This window comes from Methylocystis sp. (assembly GCF_050246715.1).
In the GTDB taxonomy this organism is placed as follows: Bacteria; Pseudomonadota; Alphaproteobacteria; order Rhizobiales; family Beijerinckiaceae; genus Methylocystis.
In genome coordinates this window covers 1-19,862 of sequence record NZ_JBFWVN010000001.1, presented here as the reverse complement: position 1 = coordinate 19,862, position 19,862 = coordinate 1, and the positions used below count along the sequence as shown (strand labels likewise).

General features: G+C 59.7%; 18 protein-coding genes and 1 tRNA gene. 12 read left to right on the top strand and 7 right to left on the bottom strand.

Features of this window, described 5'->3' with window-relative positions:
* Positions 1–196: 196 nt before the first annotated feature.
* The 3 genes from grxD to purL are packed head-to-tail and all read right to left on the bottom strand — an operon-like array spanning position 197 to position 3,060.
* On the bottom strand, positions 197–541 hold the full coding sequence (gene grxD / locus AB7I51_RS00095) for a Grx4 family monothiol glutaredoxin (RefSeq protein WP_428402912.1): 345 nt from the start codon (positions 539–541) through the stop codon (positions 197–199).
* A 43-nt stretch (positions 542–584) separates the two neighbouring features.
* Positions 585–815 (bottom strand): BolA family protein, encoded by a 231-nt coding sequence (locus AB7I51_RS00090; RefSeq protein WP_428402913.1) that lies wholly within the window; start codon positions 813–815, stop codon positions 585–587.
* A gap of 10 nt (positions 816–825) precedes the next feature.
* Positions 826–3,060: a phosphoribosylformylglycinamidine synthase subunit PurL gene (gene purL, locus AB7I51_RS00085; RefSeq protein WP_428402914.1), complete on the bottom strand. Its 2,235-nt coding sequence runs from the start codon at positions 3,058–3,060 to the stop codon at positions 826–828.
* Positions 3,061–3,391: 331 nt separating this feature from the next.
* Between purL and AB7I51_RS00080 the strand changes: the two genes are divergently transcribed.
* Positions 3,392–5,110, top strand: coding sequence for an OmpW family outer membrane protein (locus AB7I51_RS00080; protein WP_428402915.1), 1,719 nt, complete (start codon positions 3,392–3,394; stop codon positions 5,108–5,110).
* 118 nt (positions 5,111–5,228) lie between these two features.
* On the opposite strand, the gene AB7I51_RS00075 is transcribed toward AB7I51_RS00080, so the two are convergent.
* On the bottom strand, positions 5,229–6,257 hold the full coding sequence (locus AB7I51_RS00075) for a complex I NDUFA9 subunit family protein (RefSeq protein ID WP_428402916.1): 1,029 nt from the start codon (positions 6,255–6,257) through the stop codon (positions 5,229–5,231).
* A 175-nt stretch (positions 6,258–6,432) separates the two neighbouring features.
* On the opposite strand from AB7I51_RS00075, the gene AB7I51_RS00070 reads away from it, so the two are divergent.
* Together AB7I51_RS00070 and AB7I51_RS00065 are read left to right on the top strand one after the other, a co-directional pair.
* Positions 6,433–6,517, top strand: a tRNA-Leu gene (locus tag AB7I51_RS00070).
* Positions 6,518–6,680: 163 nt separating this feature from the next.
* Positions 6,681–7,874 carry a tyrosine-type recombinase/integrase gene (locus AB7I51_RS00065; protein ID WP_428402917.1) on the top strand — a complete coding sequence of 398 codons (1,194 nt, stop codon included), beginning with the start codon at positions 6,681–6,683 and terminating at the stop codon, positions 7,872–7,874.
* Between the two features lie 3 nt (positions 7,875–7,877).
* On the opposite strand, the gene AB7I51_RS00060 is transcribed toward AB7I51_RS00065, so the two are convergent.
* Positions 7,878–9,059, bottom strand: coding sequence for a site-specific DNA-methyltransferase (locus tag AB7I51_RS00060; RefSeq protein ID WP_428406089.1), 1,182 nt, complete (start codon positions 9,057–9,059; stop codon positions 7,878–7,880).
* Between the two features lie 6 nt (positions 9,060–9,065).
* Positions 9,066–9,848, bottom strand: coding sequence for a hypothetical protein (locus AB7I51_RS00055; RefSeq protein ID WP_428406088.1), 783 nt, complete (start codon positions 9,846–9,848; stop codon positions 9,066–9,068).
* 100 nt (positions 9,849–9,948) lie between these two features.
* Between AB7I51_RS00055 and AB7I51_RS00050 the strand changes: the two genes are divergently transcribed.
* Together AB7I51_RS00050 and AB7I51_RS00045 are read left to right on the top strand one after the other, a co-directional pair.
* Positions 9,949–10,635, top strand: a complete 687-nt coding sequence (locus AB7I51_RS00050) for a hypothetical protein (RefSeq protein ID WP_428406087.1) — start codon at positions 9,949–9,951, stop codon at positions 10,633–10,635.
* A gap of 88 nt (positions 10,636–10,723) precedes the next feature.
* Positions 10,724–11,086, top strand: coding sequence for a helix-turn-helix domain-containing protein (locus AB7I51_RS00045; protein ID WP_428406086.1), 363 nt, complete (start codon positions 10,724–10,726; stop codon positions 11,084–11,086).
* Between the two features lie 949 nt (positions 11,087–12,035).
* Here AB7I51_RS00045 and AB7I51_RS00040 read toward each other — a convergent pair.
* Positions 12,036–14,276 carry an SEC-C metal-binding domain-containing protein gene (locus tag AB7I51_RS00040; protein ID WP_428406085.1) on the bottom strand — a complete coding sequence of 747 codons (2,241 nt, stop codon included), beginning with the start codon at positions 14,274–14,276 and terminating at the stop codon, positions 12,036–12,038.
* Positions 14,277–14,665: 389 nt separating this feature from the next.
* Here AB7I51_RS00040 and AB7I51_RS00035 point away from each other — a divergent pair, with 389 nt between their 5' ends.
* The 7 genes from AB7I51_RS00035 to AB7I51_RS00005 all read left to right on the top strand — a co-directional run.
* A complete protein-coding gene (locus AB7I51_RS00035; protein WP_428406084.1) occupies positions 14,666–15,934 on the top strand; it encodes a type IV secretory system conjugative DNA transfer family protein in 1,269 nt (422 codons plus the stop codon).
* A gap of 104 nt (positions 15,935–16,038) precedes the next feature.
* Positions 16,039–16,623 carry a hypothetical protein gene (locus AB7I51_RS00030; protein WP_428406083.1) on the top strand — a complete coding sequence of 195 codons (585 nt, stop codon included), beginning with the start codon at positions 16,039–16,041 and terminating at the stop codon, positions 16,621–16,623.
* Positions 16,616–16,849: a hypothetical protein gene (locus AB7I51_RS00025; protein ID WP_428406082.1), complete on the top strand. Its 234-nt coding sequence runs from the start codon at positions 16,616–16,618 to the stop codon at positions 16,847–16,849. The genes AB7I51_RS00030 and AB7I51_RS00025 overlap by 8 nt, the downstream gene beginning before the upstream one ends.
* Positions 16,850–16,951: 102 nt before the next feature.
* Positions 16,952–17,911 carry a replication-relaxation family protein gene (locus tag AB7I51_RS00020; protein ID WP_428406081.1) on the top strand — a complete coding sequence of 320 codons (960 nt, stop codon included), beginning with the start codon at positions 16,952–16,954 and terminating at the stop codon, positions 17,909–17,911.
* A 659-nt stretch (positions 17,912–18,570) separates the two neighbouring features.
* A complete protein-coding gene (locus AB7I51_RS00015; RefSeq protein WP_428406080.1) occupies positions 18,571–18,834 on the top strand; it encodes a hypothetical protein in 264 nt (87 codons plus the stop codon).
* A gap of 355 nt (positions 18,835–19,189) precedes the next feature.
* A complete protein-coding gene (locus AB7I51_RS00010; protein WP_428406098.1) occupies positions 19,190–19,537 on the top strand; it encodes a tyrosine-type recombinase/integrase in 348 nt (115 codons plus the stop codon).
* Positions 19,538–19,568: 31 nt separating this feature from the next.
* Positions 19,569–19,862 (top strand): heavy metal-binding domain-containing protein (locus AB7I51_RS00005; RefSeq protein ID WP_428406079.1); only part of this gene is annotated, 294 nt, incomplete at its 3' end.

The window sequence follows — 19,862 nt, the reverse complement described above, 5'->3', positions numbered from 1 at the left end:
GCTGCGAAAAAGCGGGAACCGGTTTTTCGCGCGGAGCACGCTCTAATCTTTTTGAATCGATCACGTTATCTGCATGTGGGCGATTCCGCCCAAATGCAGCGCGATCTAGCGCTCGCCACATTATGATATCCAGAAAAAACGAGCGTCGCTCAAGGAAAGCGACGCTCAGCACTCGCCTGCGGCGTGGAAAGAAAGCTCAGGCCTTCGCGGTCTGGGCGTGAGGCACGCCTTCCTTGTCGAACAAAGCGACAAGTTCGCCGCTCTGGAACATTTCCTTGGTAATGTCGCAGCCGCCGATGAATTCATTCTTCACGTAAAGCTGCGGGATCGTCGGCCAGTTCGAATAGGCCTTGATGCCTTCGCGGATCGCGCCGTCGGCGAGCACGTTGATCGCCTTATAGGGCACGCCAAGGTGATTGAGAATCTGCACCACCTGCATGGAGAAGCCGCATTGCGGCGCCTGCGGCGTGCCCTTCATGAAGAGCACGACGTCGGAGGATTCGATTTCGCTTTTGATGCGGGCGTTGGCGTCGTCTGACATGTCGATTGCCTTTGTTGCGGCGTTCAAGGCGCCGGTGGAGAATTTATGGCGTCCGCGTCGTCAGCTGCAAGGCATGCAGTTCCCCGCCGAGGCGAGCCCCGAAAGCGGCGTTGACCATCTGATGCTGCTTGACGCGGGTCAGGCCCCGGAAGCTCTCGGAGACGACCGTCGCCGCCCAATGGTCGTTGTCATTGACCAGCGCGGTCAGCTCCACCTGCGCATCGGGGATAGCAGACTTGATGAGACGCTCGATTTCGGCGGCGGGCATTGGCATGTTGTGACACCTATGTCGGGGAAGCGCCCGAAAACGCATCGTCATCGCCGGCCATAAAGGCCGGCAGCGGAGTTTCGTGCGCCCTGCGCAGCTCAGTCAGCAATATCGGGGCCTCATCGGGTAGGATCAAGGCGTCGCCGCCGACGCGCCCGATCGCCTGGACCCGCACGCCCGCAGCCGCCCCCTCGCGAACGACCTCGGCGGCTTCGCCCGGCGGGACGGCGACGAGATAACGCGCCTGATCTTCGCCGAACAGCACGGCGTGTGGGGGGCCAGAGGGGATATCCCTGATTTCGGCCCCCATTCCGCCAGCGAGCGCCATTTCGGCGAGCGCGACGGCGAGGCCGCCGTCAGCGAGGTCATGGGCCGCCGCGACGCGCCCCGAAAGAATCAGTTCCCGCACGAAGTCGCCATTCCGGCGCTCGGCGGCGAGATCGACAGGCGGCGGCGCGCCCTCTGTGCGCCCGCAGAGATCATGCGCATAGGCGGACTGGCCGAGCCAGCCCGTGGTTTTGCCGATCAGCAGGATCGCATCGCCCTCACGCGCGAAGCCGGTCTGCGCCGCCTTGGCGACATCGGCGATGACCCCGACGCCGCCGATCGCCGGGGTTGGCAGAATGCCGGCGCCCTGGGTCTCGTTGTAAAGCGAGACATTGCCGGAAACGATGGGGAAATCGAGGGCTTGCGCGGCCTCGCCGATCCCCTGCAGGCAACCGACGAATTGGCCCATATATTCAGGCCGCTCGGGATTGCCGAAATTGAGATTGTCGGTGAGCGCCAGCGGCGTCGCGCCTCGCACGGTGATGTTGCGCCAGGCCTCGGCGACCGCCTGCTTGCCGCCTTCATAGGGGTCGGCGGCGCAATAGCGCGCGGTCACGTCGGTCGTCAGCGCCAGTCCTTTCGAACCCTCCTTGATCCTGATCACGGCGGCGTCGCCCCCTGGAGCGCGCACGCTGTTGCCGAGAATGAGGTGGTCGTATTGTTCCCAGACCCAGCGCTTGGCGCAGAGGTTTGGCGTCGAGAGGAGCTTGAGCAGCGCCTCGCGATTGGACAGCGGCGGTTCGATCGACGCCGGGTCGAGCGCTGGCTGTTTGGGCGTCGGCGTAAAGGGTCGGTCATAGACCGGCGCTTCGTCGCCCAATTCCTTGATCGGCAGGTCGGCCTTCACCTCGCCCTTGTGCTTGACGACGAAGCGCAGCGTGTCGGTGGTCTTGCCGATGATCGCGAAATCGAGGCCCCATTTCTTGAAAATCGCCCCGGCCTGCTCCTCGAGTTCGGGTTTGAGGACCATGAGCATGCGCTCCTGGCTCTCGGAGAGCATCATCTCATAGGCGCTCATGCCCGCCTCGCGGCGGGGCACGGCGTCGAGATCGAGGTCGATGCCGAGATTGCCCTTGGCCCCCATCTCCACCGCCGAGGAGGTGAGGCCGGCCGCGCCCATGTCCTGAATGGCGATGACCGCGCCCGAGGCCATCAGCTCCAGACAGGCCTCGAGCAGCAGCTTTTCCGAGAAGGGATCGCCGACCTGCACGGTTGGGCGTTTTTCCTCGGCGTCCTCCTCGAAGGACGCCGACGCCATGGTCGCCCCGTGAATGCCGTCGCGCCCGGTCTTGGAGCCAAGATAGACGATCGGATTGCCGACCCCGGCGGCCGCCGAGTAGAAAATCCCGTCGGCGCGCGCCAGCCCGACAGCCATGGCGTTGACGAGAATATTGCCGTCATAAGAGGCGTCGAATTCGGTCGAACCGCCGACCGTCGGCACCCCGAAACTATTGCCATAGCCGCCGATTCCGGCGACGACGCCCGCGACCAGCTGGCGGGTCCTGGGATGCGCCGGACGCCCAAACCGCAGCAGATTGAGGCAGGCGATCGGCCGCGCGCCCATGGTGAACACGTCGCGCAGGATGCCGCCGACCCCGGTCGCCGCGCCCTGATAGGGCTCGATGAACGAGGGGTGGTTGTGGCTCTCCATCTTGAACACGCAGGCGTCGCCGTCGCCGATGTCGATCACGCCAGCGTTCTCGCCCGGACCGCGAATCACCCAGGGGGCCTTGGTCGGCAGCTTGCGCAAATGAATGCGCGAGGATTTGTAGGAACAGTGCTCGTTCCACATGGCCGAGAATATGCCGAGCTCGGTGAAGCTCGGTCGGCGTCCGATGAGTTTCAGGATGCGCTCATATTCATCAGGCTTGAGGCCGTGGGCGGCGGCCAGTTCCGGCGTGACGGCGGGTTCAGTCGCGCTCACTTATCCTCGCAATTGGGTAAAATCACCGCGCTTTGGCTGTCTATGCCGCGCTGCGGCCGGCGAAAGGATTACTGCGCAGTGTTTGACGCGGCAAGCCGCGCGATTGCCTAAAGTCTTAACTGCCGTGGCAGCGACTGCAGCAAAGCGTCACCGGCTATCTCACGTCGATTGCACGGATTGTTGCCATAGAGCCACAGCCGCAAAGAATGAGCATGTCAGAGCCTAATTTTGCGTCAGCCGCAGTTGCATTACCAAAATTTTATAGCAACGTGACAGGGACTTCGGCGCCCGTCGTCGACCGTCTATCGCAGAATTCAATCCGGGGGTTCCCATGAAAAATTTTAATCGCGGCGCGATCGCCGCGCTGATGGTCGCAAGCGCGGGCGCCGCGGCCAACGCTGCCGATCTACCGCACTACAAGGCTCCGCCGCCTCCGCCTCCGCCAGCGTTCACCTGGACCGGTCTCTATGGCGGCGTCAACATCGGTTACGCCTTCGGCGCCAGCTCTCAGGAAACCGGCGGCCTCGCCTACATCAGCCCTGGGGCCCTTCCAGTGGCGCCGTTCGGCTCGGCGTGGACCACCGGACAGAATCTGCAAGGCGTCGTCGGCGGCGGACAGCTCGGCTACAATTATCAGTTCAACCCGTGGCTGGTGCTTGGCGCCGAGACGGACATCCAGGCCGCCGATATTGGGTCCCACGGCAACGCCGCGGTGGGAATCGCCGACGCCTTAGGACCCCATGTGCAGTCGGTAAATTCGACGAAGAAGGTTGATTGGTTTGGCACGGTGCGCGGCCGGGTCGGCTTGACGCTGCCGTCCATGCCAAATCTGATGGTTTACGGCACGGGCGGCTTCGCCTATGGCCAGGTCGTCCAAAATGTCGGGTTCGCCGACAATTTCACCTTCCCGGGCGCAGCGCTGATCGGCGGAGGCGCGCTCGGCCATGGCTATTACGACAACACCAAAGTCGGATGGGCGGCGGGCGGTGGCCTCGAATGGTCGCCCTCCATGTTCCCGGCATGGTCGCTCAAGGCCGAATATCTCTATGTCGATCTCGGCAATACGCGCGCGAATTCCGTGCCCCTCAACGGCGGCTTCCCGGTGGTGTTAGGCGGCGCTTTAGGCCTCGCGCCTCCGATCTTCACCGCGACGCAGAACTCGCCGACCCGCTTTCATACTGTTCGTGCGGGCATCAACTGGCACTTCGATCCCTTCGCGGCTGTTGCGCCTTCGAGCGCCGGCGGCACACTGCCCTCTACCAAGGGGCCGCCCCCAGCTTTCGTGGATAGTTATCAGCCGTTTCAAGTTCGCCTGAAGGTTGCTGGCGTCATTCCGACGGCCGGACATGGCACGGTTTTCGACTCGGGCGCCGGATACCCTGGTCTCGGCTCCATCGGTCGGCTATCAGGGCTGACCTGGGGAAATGGCGTGGTTGCCGGCGCGAGCACGAATACCTCGTCCGCAATTATCCCAATGCTCGACGCGGCCTATTACCTCACCAAGAACTGGGCGATCGAAGCGATTTGTTGTGTCGCGCCGCATCACATCCAAGGCACCGGCACAATCTCTAGCGACTTTGCCCGAGCTTGGCTGTTCCCGCCATCCATCATGGCGCAATATCACTTCACCAATTTCGGCGCTGTCCAGCCTTACATCGGCGTCGGGGTGAACTTCACGACCTTCTGGAATACCCGCGTCAACAATGACACTTGGTCGACTCCTTTCGTCCCCGGCTCCTTCCTTGCCGGTATAGGAGCAGGAGGAGTCCATAACACCTTCCAATATGCCACGGTCTCCCCGTCTTGGGGCCCGGTTGGACAGGTCGGCGTCGATTACATGTTCAATGAACATTGGGGCCTGAACATCGACTTTAAATATATCGGGCTGCACCCGATGGTCCACTCCACTGTCATCGGGTTTGCGCCGGCAGCGCCTGCGCTTGGAGCGATCTTCATTCCGGTCAAGGTGTCGCTGCCGATCAATCCGGTGGTCATCTCCGGCGGTCTGACCTATCGCTTTGGCGGCAGCCTTCTTTCGCCGTTGTTCTGACGATGGACCCGATCAAAAGAAACCGGCCCATTGCGGGCCGGTTTCAGAATAGTGAAAAACCCCCGGCGCGAGCCGGGGTTTTTTGATTCGATCTCGGTTCTGCGGAAGGCGTCTGCGGTCAGGAAAAGCCTTCGTCCATACGCTGCGTTTGATACTGCCCGACCTTGCGAAAGCGATAGAGATAGGTCGGCACGATCGCCTCGATCGATTGCGGATAAGCGATTCCGAGCCCTTCGAGCGTGCGCCCCTCGGATTTTGCGGCGTCGCTGACGACATTGTCGCGCTTGAGCAGATCGACTTGATCCCGCGTCATGCGCAACAGCTTCGGAAAGAGTCCGAAGGACAGTTTCGTCAGCATTTGGGTCATCACGGCCATGAGCTTGCCAAAGCCGAAGGAGAGTTTCAGGACCGCGCGTTTGCGCTGCGCGACCTTGAGTACATAGTCGACGATCTCAGCGAAGCTTTTGATTTCCGGACCGCCGAGCTCATAAACGGCGCCCGGCTTGGCGCGGCCGGCGAGCGCCGCCGCGACTGCTTCGGCGACGTCGCCCACGTAGACCGGCTGGAATTTCGTATCGGCGCCGACGATTGGCACAGCGGAAAAATACCGCGCCATCGTCGCGAAGCGATTGAAGAAATCATCTTCCGGCCCGAAAATCACTGACGGCCGCAAAATGACGGCCGAAGGAATTGCCGCGAGCATGGCGGCCTCGCCCTCCGCCTTGCTGCGGCCATAGGCCGAGAGCGACTGCGGATCGGCGCCGATCGCGGAAATATGCACGACATTCTCGACGCCGGCCGCCTTGGCGGCTTCGGCGATGACGCGCGCCCCGCCGGCCTGCACACTCGCAAATTTTTGCGCGCCGGTTTCAGCAAGTATGCCGACCAGATTGACCGCCGCCGAAGCGCCTTGCAGGGCCGCTGCGATCGACTCGGGATGACGCACATTGGCCTGCACCGCCATCACCTGGCCGACGCGGCCGAGCGGTTGGAGAAAGAAGGCGAGGTCGGGCCGCCGGCAGGCGACGCGCACGCGCCAGCCGTCGCGCGCCAGCGCGCGCACGACATGACGCCCGACGAAGCCCGAGCCGCCGAATACCGTCACTACCCGTCCAGCGCCGATGGTCAGGTTATTGTCGCCGATCATTGCGATTCGCTCCGCTTGCGCCGCGCCGGCCGCCGGCGCGCATAGGTCGCCAACGCTCTAGCGAAATTCGACGCGGAAGGAAATGCGCGAGAATGCGCAGGTCAGTCGGCCTCGCCATTTGACGATGACGCGCATTGACAGGCGCCGTCCGCTCCCCCTATGAGACGCGCTTGATGCCCAGGTGGCGGAATTGGTAGACGCGCTGGTTTCAGGTACCAGTGGTGAAAGCCGTGGAGGTTCGAGTCCTCTCCTGGGCACCAGTAGCACTTTTCATGGCGCTGCATAGAAGCTCATAAATAACTTGAAATCAGACGTTTAGGATGGATTTTTGGCGTATGGCGCGTCATCGCGGAACATTGTTTCTCAGTGGTTTGGGGGTATTTTAGGGTATTCGCGGCTCTTTTCGGTGCGAGCGATACCCCCATGCCCCTGACGCATTTTCAGCTCACGAACGCTAAGCCCGCGGCAAAGCCCTACAAACTTTCGGACGGCGGCGGGCTGCACATCATCGTTAAGCCGAGCGGGTCGAAGCTTTGGCGACTCAAATATCGGTTCCTGGGAAAAGAGCGACTGCTCTCTTTCGGAGAGTTTCCGCTCTTCTCTCTCGCCGAGGCTCGGACGAAGCGGGACGAGGCGAAGAAGCTCTTGGCCGCGGGCGTCGATCCGAACGTTAAAAAGAAGCTCGACCAATTGGCCGCCGAGACGGCCGCACGAAACACCTTCGGGCTCGTGGCGGAGGAGTTTATCAATACCTACGACGCGCGCGGAGCGGCGGAAACTACAAAGTCCAAGCAGCGTTGGCTTCTACTCGACATCGCCGCCCCTCTCGCCTGCCGGCCAATCGCGGAAATCACGCCGGCCGAAATCCTGGACCTGCTGAAGCGCATCGAACGGAGCGGTCGCCGCGAAACCGCCCGCCGTCTCCGCTCGCGTTTGAGCGCCGTTTTTCGATATGCCATCGTGACGCTTCGCGCTTCCGCCGATCCTACCGTCGCACTGACTGGCGCAATCACGCCGCCCAAGGTCACGCACCGCGCCGCCATAACCGACGAAAGGCAGCTTGGCGGACTATTGCGCGCAATTGACGAATTCGAAGGTTGGCCAACCGTCAAGTCCGCGCTACTTTTTACGGCGCTCACTTGTGCGCGACCTGGCGAAGTTCGCGGCGCGCGGCGATCCGAGATCGACTTTGCGAAAGCGCTCTGGCGACTTCCCGCCGAGCGCACCAAAATGCGACGGCCGCACGATGTCCCCCTTTCGCGTCAGGCAATCGACGTGCTTCGGGACATTTGGACATTCTCGGATCATGGAGAGTTGGTTTTCCCCTCGATCATCTCAAGCAAGAAGCTCCTTTCGGAAAACGCTTTGAACGGCGCTTTGCGGCGTCTCGGCTTTGGCCCGGACGAGATGACCGCCCACGGCTTCCGCGCAACGGCGAGCACGATCTTGAACGAGCGCGGCGCGCGGCCCGATGTGATCGAAGCGATGCTCGGGCACCAGAACGAGAACGCCGTGCGTCGCGCCTACAACCGCGCGAGCTATTGGCCTGAGCGGGTCGAACTCATGCAGCGCTGGGCGGATATGCTCGACGAGTTTCGGGCGTTGCCGACGGCGTGACGATCACGCCGCCTCCTTGAATTGTTCCCAAGTTTCCGGGAGCCAGCCGACCTTGGCGGCGGGGTCTGTGACACCGGTTTGCGTCGCTATCTCAAATGACGTTGGCCAAAGATCGTCGCTGGACGCGAGCCGCATCTTGGCGGCCGCAATCGCGTGCTCGGACTGATCGATTCCGACCCAGTTGCGTTTGAGAGCCCGCGCGGCGACGAGCGTCGTGCCGGAGCCGGCGAAACAATCGAGGACAAGATCGCCTTCGTTCGAAGAGGCTTCGACGATCATTTTCAGCATGTCGAGATTCTTCTCGGTCGGGTAGCTCGGATATTGCGGGTCTTTGAACTCCCAAACGTCCTGCACCTTTCGCCCTCGGCCGCCGTCGGCATAAAGGCGCTTGCGCGGAACGCCATTCTTCGACCATTCGACCAGGCCTTGCCTGTCCAACTCTTCGAGAACTTCCGGGGCGCTGCGCCAGTGCCGGCCGGCCGGCGGCAATATTCCCCGCCAGGGTTCGCCGGTCTTGCCCTTGGTTTCGCCCGGCGCATGAAGCGGGATTGTCGTGTAGCGGCGACCCTGAGGGTCGACCTTGTTGAAGCGGGTTTCTATATCGGCCGCTTCGAATGGGGCGCGTGGATCGTTCCAGATCGGACGATCGGACTTGGAGTAGAAGTAGATCACGTCCTTAACGTTGCCGAAGGCCTTGCGGTCGAAGTTTTTCGGATTGCATTTGATGCGGGTAATGTCGTTGCGGAAGTTCTCGCGGCCGAACACGTCATCCATAACGACCTTCACGTAATGGCCGATCTTGCCGTCGATGTGCAGATAGATCGAAGCATCGTCGGCCATCAAGTCGCGGAGCAGGACGAGGCGTTCGTAAAGGAAATTGAGAAAGTCGGCGTCGATCAATTTGTCGCTATATGCGACCGCGTCGCTCTTGCTGGCGCTGATTGTCGAGACCCGATCCTCGCCGATGCGGAAATGGCTATTGGTCGCAAACGGCGGATCGATATAGACGAGCTTCACTTGGCCGGCGACGGCCGGATCGTCAGCGAGCGCCCGGAGCACGTCGAGGTTGTCGCCGGCGATGAGCTTGTTGGGGCTACTCTCTCCCCCGGTCTGGTTGAGCTTTGCTTTCGGCCCACTGCGAATGTCGTCGACTGATTTGCGGCTACGATAGTAGTCGAGCAACATAAGCGGCTAGAGCTGATACAAAAACTCGCGCAAAACGAGGCTGCTCAAAATGTTTTCGTCGGCGAGCGGCCCATTAAGCGACTCATACATGCCACTGCGTCCCCGGATGTAGAGAACGCCATCGAGGATTGCGACCTTCACGGCATCGACGCCTTCCGCGTGGAGCGTCGAGAGCGCGTCTTGGAATTGCGCATTTTGGTGGCCGCCGAAGTCCGTCAGAAACTTCGCCTCTCCGATCACATAGCGGCCATTGAAGCGGGCGACGAAATCCAATCCCTTGTGGTGTCGGTAGTTAAGATGTTCGCGGGCGAAGCGCAGCAGCTCGGCGTCGCCGGCGTCGAGAATAGCGTTACCCGATGTGGCGACAAACTCTTCCATGCGCACCGGCGCAACGCCCAACGCTTGCGAGCGTAGCCAGCGCCGGAACAGAGGGCCGATCTGCCGGTTGGTTTCCTTCGGCTCCGAGCAGCGTTCGTAGATTTTGCCGAGGCCCATTTCATAGAGGCGGCCGGCGAGCCTTGCGACTGTTGCCGGGTTGCGGGCGATCGCTCCCCGATCGCGCTTCAAATAGGCGACGTAGGAATCCTTGATGGGAAAGAGATCGAAGGCGAAGAGGGTTTCCAATAGCCCCACATTGTCGCGGGCGTCGAAAGCGGCCTCCACTCTTTGCCAGCTATCGGCGTCGACGTTGCGAATGCCGTCGGGGATCGTCGGGTAAACGTGAAAGAGATCGTCGAGGTAACTTCGCTGATTGGCGTATTCGATGCTCAGTCCGAGCCAATGGTTCATATGGCTTCAGGATACCATCCCCAGCCGGCATACTCCGCCCCACTCCCCCGCATGGGGACAACGGCGAGAGGTGCGGCGAGCAGTTGCTATACTGGCGTCAATGCCCGACGAAGGCCGACAACAGCAGCCCGACACAGCGCGCCCGAGCTCGACACGCTATTCCCTGACGCTCGACGAGACGGCTCGGCTATTCGCAGAGGCCGGGCTTCCCCGCAACATTCGCTCGTTGCAGCGCTATTGCGTCGCCGGCCGGCTGGATTGCATCAAGGAAGAGACAGTCACCGGCCTCACTTTCTTTGTCGATCCGGATTCCGTCGGCCGCGCAATTACACAGCTTGCACAGCTGCATGGCATCACTGACGAAGTGCGACATAGCGCGGTCGAGCCCGACATGTCGCACAGGGTCGCTCCCGTCATTGAGCCAAGCCCGCACATCGACCAGCCGCGCGCGAGCGCGGCCGAGCGCGACACTGGCGTACAGGAAATCTCGGAGCGACAGACGCCGGCGCAGTCCGACATGTCGCGCTATGTCGCACAGGTCGAGAGCGAGAACGCGATGCTGAAGGAGCACGTCGCATTCTTGAAAGATCAGGCTCAGGTGAAGGACACACAGATCGCTGCGCTCTTGGAGCGCGACAAGGAAACAAACTATCTGGTGCGCGGACTGCAGCAAATGCTTGCGCCTTTGCTCGGTAGGGGAGCGGAGTCCGTACCGCCAACTCCGCTCACGCACCATGAAGCGAGCGATGCGCGAATGGGGGAGGAGGGGAGAGGTATCGGCCAGTAGTGAGAGCGGCTGACAGTCGAAAGAGTCCTATCCCCACAAGCGCCGCATGACGCCGCTTGTGCATACTGGCGAGGTATAATGCGCATGTATGGAGCATGTCGCCGGCCGGCTCAATGAAATCGCCCGCAATATCGAAATCGTTGGGGCCGATCCCGTCACGCGCCACGGCTTCACCCAAGTCCCCAATTTCATTCTGACCAAGAAGGAGCTGACCGTCGGCGCGAAGCTCGCCTACGCAATGCTTCTCAAATACGCCTGGGCCGACGACGCTTGCTTTCCGGGACAATTGAAGCTCGCCGACGATATGGGCGCAGGGGAGAGGAGCGTGCGCACTTATCTGAAAGAGCTAGAAACGGCCGGCCTGTTGGAGATCACGCAGAGGGGACTTGGAAAGACCAATCTCTACCGCCTGTTCCTCACTGTGGAAAAGCCGGCCCGCCGCCGGGCCTGACCGGCAAAATTTGCCGGTCAAGAACGGTAATCATTGCCGTTCAGGAACGGCGGATTCTGCCGGTCTCTCTATATAAGAATACGCATTTGAGAATACTCATATTGAAAAATACTCAGACGGGGATGCGTCTTTGAAAAAGGGGAAAACGGAATCCAAAATCACGACGATGAAAATCACGATCGCAATAAAGGACATCGACAGGGGACGGCTTGACAGAACCAGTTTTTAGTGTCGCAAAATATTCTTTTTCCGTCGTGTTTTGCGACTCAACCCCGCCAGAGACCCCGCCTTTAGGGTAAGGCGGGGCAACGGGTCAAAAGAATAAGAGAGCACCGGCCGCGCGCGTCGGGCTACCCGCCCGACTCCGTGTCTTTTTCGGGCTGCGCGTGGGCGCGCGCCCGACTTCGGCCATGGGCGAAAAGCGTGGGCGCTTTTCGCACCGCCTTCGCCCTCGTCTCTTTTGGGAAAGAGCCTTCAGGAAAAGCCCCGGAGTCGGGCGGGTATCCCGAAGAGGCTCGACATCGAGCATCATGCGGTAACATGGCGTGACGGAAAGCAGCGCCGACGCGCGCGGCCCTGCATCGAGATCGGCTCGGGGCACGAGAGACAAGACGCGCATCGTCCTCTCTCTTCCCCATCGAGCCAATGCCCTGACCGACCCGCCGATCATGGCGCTTGACCGCGCGCTTCCCTCAAGGCGACCCCTTACGGGCGGCCCCCGGCCGGCCTTGACCGAAGCGCCGCCAAGCGCCCACGCATAAGCGTGTCGGCTCCAGGGGGAAGGTCGCTCCATATCTCACCAGGGAGAAATTAAAGTTGCGGGCGTCCGCTCATGTCCAGAAAGTATTATTCAACGCAAACTTTTGGGGCTACGCTTGCGGTATTGTTGCTCTACCTACTAAGTTGATATCCGGTGTCCGGCTAGACAAAGCGAGCAAAGGCGTTGGCTTCAGGCGCCAAGGCAACACTTCTTGTACTTCCGACCACTGCCGCATGGACATGGTTCGTTTCGGCCGACTTTTCTCGACCCTATGGCAGCCTGAGAGACGGGAATGGGCGGGCGTTTCGGCCAAATGGCCATGAGAGCGTCCATTTGGAGATCCGGTTTCCAATCCTCTTCAATTACGAGCGCACCGCGAATGCTGCCGCCAATTGCCGGATCAAGCAAAGCCCCGTACCAGGCATTCGCTTTTGTGTCGTATTTCCGTAACTTGCAGTGCGCGGTTAGATGCTCTCTAGCGACGTCGTCGGGAAGACTATTGCAATGGATGGTCAGGCCAGCCCCACCTCCGTCAACAGCCACCGAGATATCGTGGTTTTTGCCGTCAAGTCGTGCCTCATGTATGATTCGATCAATACCTTTGCTAAGAAACTCTGCTGTTTTCGAGCTGAGCTGAAGGAGTAGCAACCCCAAGCCCGTCAACTGGGGAGAACCTGCCTTTTCGATCTCAGCTAACAGGCGACCAATTGCAAGGTTGTCAAATCGCGTGAGAATGCCTTTTGGCGTCTTTTCGCCGGACACGCCGTTTCGCCGGGCTAGCATCGCAATGTCGAGATCACCGGCTATGTCGTCGCCCAAATTGACCATATCGTATTGAGCATCGAGCCAAAGATTGTGCTTTAGATGAAAGCCCAGGGACGTAAGCTCATGCGAGACCATGAGCTTGTCACCAAAACGCGCCCGAAGCGCAAGGTAGTTGAGGAAATGGAGCGGCGTGTTCAACATCTCAGCAAACACATCGAGCGCAAACACGTCCGTCACCAAGGGTGGTTGAATTGAGGCGGTGACGGTCGTCGTCAAGAACTGACGTGCCTGGAATGCGAGAGCTGGATAGTGGTCTGACACGATGCAGATCGGAAAGACAACGCGCGGTTTGTCGCCTATTGCGATCTCTACACCTGACGGCACAACGAACCTGAAGCCATCATTCGTCAACGCTTCGGCACAAAGCCGGGCTTGATCGTATGCATTTTGGATCGCCCTTCTGAAATCATCTTTGAGTTGGAGATCGTTGCCCTTCCGGGCCTCGATCGTCAGCCGTTTCGATTTTGCCTGCACCACAATGGCACGGTCGCCGTAGAGAACGAGGGCATCTGCCTCGGCGAACCGGTTCTTGCCCTTATAGATGTCGACATTCCGGAAGACGCGGAGAGCACCGAAGATCGCTTCCAGCCGTTCGGCGACGAAGCCCTCAGTAAAACGGCCGCGGTTGGTAAACGCCATCGGCGCATAGGCGTTGTCGGCTGCCATCCAGAAGAAAGGGGTTTCGTAGACCGCTTCGAGCAAGCTGTAATGTTGAAGCAGGATGTATGATCCTTGCCCAATCTTGAGGATCGGGGCTGCATTGGTGACGCTAAATTCGTTCAGTTCCGTAAATGATCTGTTGTGCTCGTGTGGTCCGCAGCTAAAGGCATCAAGAAACCGTTCGACCCTCTCTATCGCCACTCCGGAAGCAGTTACTACGTCATGCGTAGTGAACATAAAACCGGGAAGCATCGTCCACTGGTCGGACGGCTGCTCACTGAGCGACTGCGCGCATTCGAGCTGGCGTTCCACCTGCAACTTCCCGAGCGCTTCACCAACTTCATACGCTTCCTCGATCCGAAATCCCTTATTTGCTTCGAGCCAATCGTTGTCCGCACGGTACTTAAGACGTGCTAAGTCTCGATATTGGAAGTTGTAGGCCGATTCGCCGCCATAGAAGATAGGTTCGCGCATCGCCGCTGCGTTGTCGAACGGGTCATGCTCCGGCGTCTTACCGGACTTGAAATCCCATCCCACCAACCAAGGTTTCATCATTGCTTGATGGAGTTCGTGGAGCAGCGCCTCCGTACGCTCGATATATCCCTGCAAGACCTTGGGTTCGGGCCGTGATAGGTCGATAGATTTCTGAACCATTAAACCTATCAAGGTCGCAATCTCTGTCCGAAGAAGCCTTTCATAAGAATACTGATACTCAAGGTCTTTCGCGACTATTTGAGTGCCGCTGTATCGGATCAGATTATCGCGCCAACAAAGGTAGGCGACGACATGAATGTAACCGGATGACGTGCAGAGCAACTGAAGATCAGCGAATATCTCTGACTCACGTCGGGCAGCGGCTGGGGTAGCGTCTGATTTGGTCATTTCACTATAATGAGTGTGTCGGCTCAATCTTGAAAACGTGGGCGCACAGTAGCGCTCGACCATCCACAGGTTCTGGCGTCAGCTCCCCATTCCTCATTTTGATCTCCGGCGATTCGCGCAGCTTGGCACAGAGAAGCGTCGGCAGGAACATCGGTTTGAACATTCAGGTGTGCACCACTGCAAATTGAGTCGAACGCCCATGTCAGCCGAAAGCGCAAAGCGCCCATCGAAACATTCGTTCATATCCGGCGCTATAATCTCCATAGGCCACCATCCCTTTTTCGGATCGTGGCCGGAAACGAGCCGACGGTGAGCGGGGGGCTCGGCAGTCGCGTCATCACGCACAATTGACTTGCGACGCCACGTAGCCCCGGCGCGCCCTCCGGGAAGAAGGCGCTGCCCGCATCAATTCCCTACCGCGATGCGCACGGCACGCCGGCTCTCTTCCGGCTATGGATACGCACACATACAGTCTCATGCTGGGCGCTCGGGCATCGGGCGAATTCGTCACGCTCGAAGAAGACGAACGCCGCCGGCATCTGTATCTTATCGGTCAGACCGGCACAGGCAAGAGCACATTGCTCTTGAACCTGTTGCGGCAAGACTTCGAGAGTGGAGCGGGCGTCGCGCTGCTCGACCCACACGGCGATCTCGCAAGGGCCGCACTCGACTATATTCCCCGCCGGCGGACAAATGATCTGGTCTATATCGACCCGGCCGACTTGGAGCGGCCGGTCGGCTTCAATCCCCTCGCGCGCGTGCCGCCCGACCTTGCGCCGATCGTCGCCGACGGGATCGTCTCCGCATTCCGGCATGTGTGGCCGGAGAGCTGGGGGCCGCGCCTCGATTACATTCTGTCCAACGCCGTGCGCGCCTTGCTCGACGTTCCGGGTGCGACCCTGCTCATGCTCCCCCGCTTGTTGATCGATGCGCCTTATCGCGTGCAGCTCGTGCATCGCCATGTCCGCGATCCGGTGGTGCGCGCGTATTGGCAGAATGAATACGCCGGTTACACGGAGAGTTTTAGACGCGAGGCGATCGCGCCCATTCAGAACAAAATCGGCAAGGCGCTGATGACGCCCTCATTGCGCAACATGCTGGCGCAGCCAAAGAGGACGATCACCCCGCGTCGGCTGATAGACGAGGGCGCGATCGTCATCTGCAATCTGTCGAAGGGCGCGCTTGGGGAGAGCACCGCGCATCTCCTTGGCGCATTGCTGGTCACGGCACTCGCGCAGGCGGCGCTATCGCGCGCCGACACGCCGGCGGCTGAGCGGCGCGTATTCCATCTCTACGCCGACGAGTTTCAATCCTTCGCCACCGAGAGCTTTTCACTGATTCTGAGCGAGGCGAGAAAATACGGACTGACCCTCACCCTCGCGCATCAATATCTCGACCAGCTTCCGCTTCCCCTACGCGCGGCGATCTTTGGCAATGCGGGATCGATCGTCGCATGTCGGACAGGCGCGTCCGACGCGCCAATCCTTGCCGAACAAATCGGGCTCGGCGGCGAAGATGCGTTGCTCGACCTTCGTAATTTTTCCGCCTGGGCGCGGCTCTTGCACGGCGGCTCGCCGACCTCTCCTATCCCCTTCCATCTCTACCCCGCGCTTCGTCCACTCCGCTCTTCACCGCATCGATTGATCGACACGAGCCGCTCTCGCTTCGGGCGAGATCGTGTGGAAGTCGAAGAAAAGGTTCGGCGGTTTTTCGCAGCTTGAAGCATAGTCGCAAACAAAGCAGATCGCTCCGCTAATCCGAGGATCAGAATGGTGCCACGTCAGGAACTAGCTACAATAGGCTCGCTTGAAATGGAGTGACGACTTTGCTTACGTCAGTGGCGGAATATGCGACCTTTTTTGACTTAGCACAAAAAGTGGCCGCGACCTTCGCATTCGCGGTTGGCGGCATGTGGGTGCTTATGAATTATATGCGCGATCGCACCCATGTTCCGAGACTACAGGTCGAAGTCGAAGCCGAGATAGCTAATTTGGCCGGTGGCAACTGCCTCTTAGTTACTACAAAGGTTTCGAACCTCGGACGGTCGATAATCAAATTTCCATCCCCGAGTGAGAACGGTGCAGGACCACGCGGATCGAGCTTGATGGTAGCGCCGCTTTCTTCGCTATCCGATACAGCAAATTTTGTACCGGAGTTTGTGGAAGACATACGAATTTTTGAAGACGAAATTTGTGCCTTCGAAGTCCTTTCGCATCATACCTCCATTGAACCTGGTCTATCGATAAAAGAGCAGAAGCTCATAAGATTTCCCAACCAGGACGACCAAGGTTTTTGGATTCGTTTACGTATCGCTGCACACAAGCAAAGTTGGAGTTCTACCGCCATTGCGATCCCAAAGCCGAAGTCGGCTAGCACAAACTTAACACACATGGAGCGACCCGATGCATGAATTACGCGATCAAAAGAGGCCTTCAAAGATCGAAGCAGAAATCTGCTCAATTCCCTTTTGGTTGGAACAAGAAAAGGATAAGGAGACTGCGGAGATAGAAGAGAAAAAAAAGCGACAAAGGGAGCGCGAAGAGGCAATAAAAAAACAACGAATGGGAAATCGTAAAAAAGGCGAGGAAGAGCAGCAGCGGCTCAAAGGCGGCGAAACGAATGGCAGCGCGACGTAGCGCGACACGCCCCGCTCAACCGCGACACAGACAGCCCCATCATTGTCCACGGCACATACGCAACGCGAGGAATGATAGCCTTCCTGTTGGTAAAATAAGTGCATGAGCGATCGGGCGACAGCCGAAGGCGTCACTCGCAGGCCACGATTCCGCCGGGCGTCTGATGCGCCAGCGTTCCGCGTAACCAACGACGACATCGAGATCATCCGGCACATTGCGCGACATCGCTTCTTGCGATCGACCCACGTCGCGGCGCTTGTTGTGCGGTCAATCGACCGGACGAATGATCGGCTTTGTCATCTCTATCATGCGGGCTACATCGACCGGCCCCGCGCGCAGCTCGACTACTATCCGACGAACGGGTCCGCGCCGATCGTCTATGCGCTCGCCGATCGGGGAGCGCAGTTATTGCGCGAGCGTGGAGAAATCGGCCTGTCGGGGATCGACTGGGGGCGCAAGAATTTGGAAGCCGGCCGCCCTTTCATCGAACACCAACTGGAGATCGCGGACTTCGAAGTCGCCGCGCAACTTTCGGCCGAGCATTCCGGCTATCACTACGCCAACGCGGAGGACATTGTTTCCGAGTTGCCGGCGGTAGCCGACGCGAATAGGGGCAATCCGTTTGCGCTTCGCGTCACCGTTTCGCATCAAGGAGCGCGTCGCGAGATCGGGCTTGTCCCTGACATCGCCTTCGCCATCGACTTGAGGAAGGGCGCGCCGCGAAACTTCCTCACCGAGATTGACCGAGGCACAATGCCGATCACGCGAGCGGACTTTTCCCAAACCAGCATTGAGCGCAAACTTCGCTCCTACCTTTCAGCGCACACCTCCCGCCTCTTCGAGCGGACATTCGGCTGGAAGCACTTTCGCGTGCTGTTCGTCACCAGCGACGACAATCGCGTCCGCTCGATGATCGAGGCGCTGCAATCCATCCAGCCACCCGGCGCGGCGGGTTCGTCTCTCTTCCTCTTCGCCTCGCGCGATACGCTTCACGCCGCCGATCCGCTGACCGCAGCATGGCGCGGCGTCGACGGATCGCTGTGGCGCTTGCTGCCCCAGTAAGAGCTGAAAAGCCTATTGGGTCGGGCTCGCCTTCGCAGACGAATATCCGCGGAATCAGGGCGTTGGCGCGCGCACGTGAGGGAAACGGTTTCCCTCACTATTTCCCCCTCTATTTCCCCAAGCCGTCCCAAGGGTGGCTCGCCGGCCGGCCGGCTAGAATGGAGGAAAACACCTATTGGGTCGGGCCGAATTGTTCGACGAGCGACTCTGATAAGAATCTGAAATCACGAAGAAAGCTGTTTTGAAGACATTAATCGGGTCATTAATTCGGAATATATGAGCTGATTAATGAGCCGATATAGGTCGGCCAGCCTTCTCCTGGCATTCTTCTCTCGCCAAAGCACGGGGCGAAACCATGCCAAATGCATGGGTGCTCGTGGCTCGAATCCGGCGCGATGCGCTGCCAGCAAGCGACGTAAGGCGCTGACGTTGCGCCTATTTCGTCGCATCCAAAAATCGTTTCGCCGGTCGCTTCAGAAAGCTCCGCCGAAGCGACAAAATCCGCGCGTCCTTGACGGGACTTTCTCGCGGCGTACCCTGAAAGCCAGTCTCCGGAAACTTCCTCAACTTTGCGATCCGCGCGGGCGGGCGGCGGGGCTGTGCGTCCCTCGCCGCCTGCCTACGCAGGACATCGCAAACGAGCCAGGAAGGAGTTTCCAATGGTGGAGAAAGAAGCACCCAAGCAGCCGACGCATCGCGCCTATTCGGTCATTCGCCGCGAAGGCCAGGACGACTTTTGGCTAAACGTCGGATTGGTCTTTCCGCACAAGGACGGCGGCGGCTTCAATATCATGTTGCAAGCCTTCCCGCTCGACGGAAAGATTGTGTGCCGCGAGATCGCCGACGACGACCGCGACGACGCGCCGGCGCAGCGACGACAGTCAAATGGCGGGCGCTCGTCACAAGACACCCGTCGGCGATAGGAGTCGCGTCGACTCGAAGCAATGAAAGAGCCGCTTGTGCGTGGCTCTTTTTCGTTCAGAGTGATTTAGCGAGAGCGAAAAACCGCGCGGGCGGTTCCGCGTTTCGGACTCGAACCTGCCTGTCGTCCGAGTCCCGGGGGATCGGTGGGGGTATCGCCTGGGTCTGGACAAAAGGTCACATACACTTTTCTGAATATTTTCATATGGATAAAAAATAAAATCGAGTCCTCTCCTGGCACCAAATCAAAGCGCGTTTTCGTCGCAAATCATCCAGAGCCGGCGCAAAATCAAACATATATGCCAAATATAACGTCCGGAGCGGTCCGGGAACGTTCCTTGGCGTCGCGCTCACGCGCTGACCTTCGTCCGCCCCGGCGAGTTCCGCGCCGCTGAATGGTCGGACTGCGATCTTGAGGGCGGCATATGGTCGATCCCCGCCGCGCGCATGAAAATGCGCCGACCGCATCGTGACCCGCTGGCGGCGCGCGCCACCGCAGTATTACGAGAACTCCAGGCGATAACCGGAAGCGGTAGATACCTATTCCCCTCGGCGCGGTTGCGCGAGCGCCACATGAGCGAAAACGCCATCAACGCCGCTTTGCGTCGGCTCGGCTTCGGCAACGAAGGAATACCGGCCACGGCTTTCGTTCTGCCGCATGCTCAATGCTCAACGAGTGCGGGTCGGCGATCATCGCCGCCTTGAGCCTTCGATGACCCTGAATAGATAGATTTCCATGGAACATAAACATCATCATGATCATGGCTCACATGAAGCGGCAGGGCATGGTCGGGGCCAAGCTCACAATGATCCACCAGCTCGGCAGATTGCAGCGCTAGACTCGAACGTAACGGTCGCTTCTGGGACAATCTATACCTGCCCCATGCATCCGCAGATTCGTCAGCCCGCTCCCGGCGCCTGTCCCATCTGTGGAATGACCCTCGAACCTGTCGTGGCGACGGCCGAAACTGGGCCGAGCCACGAGCTCGTCGACATGAAGCGTCGCTTCTGGATCGGTCTCGCTCTTGCC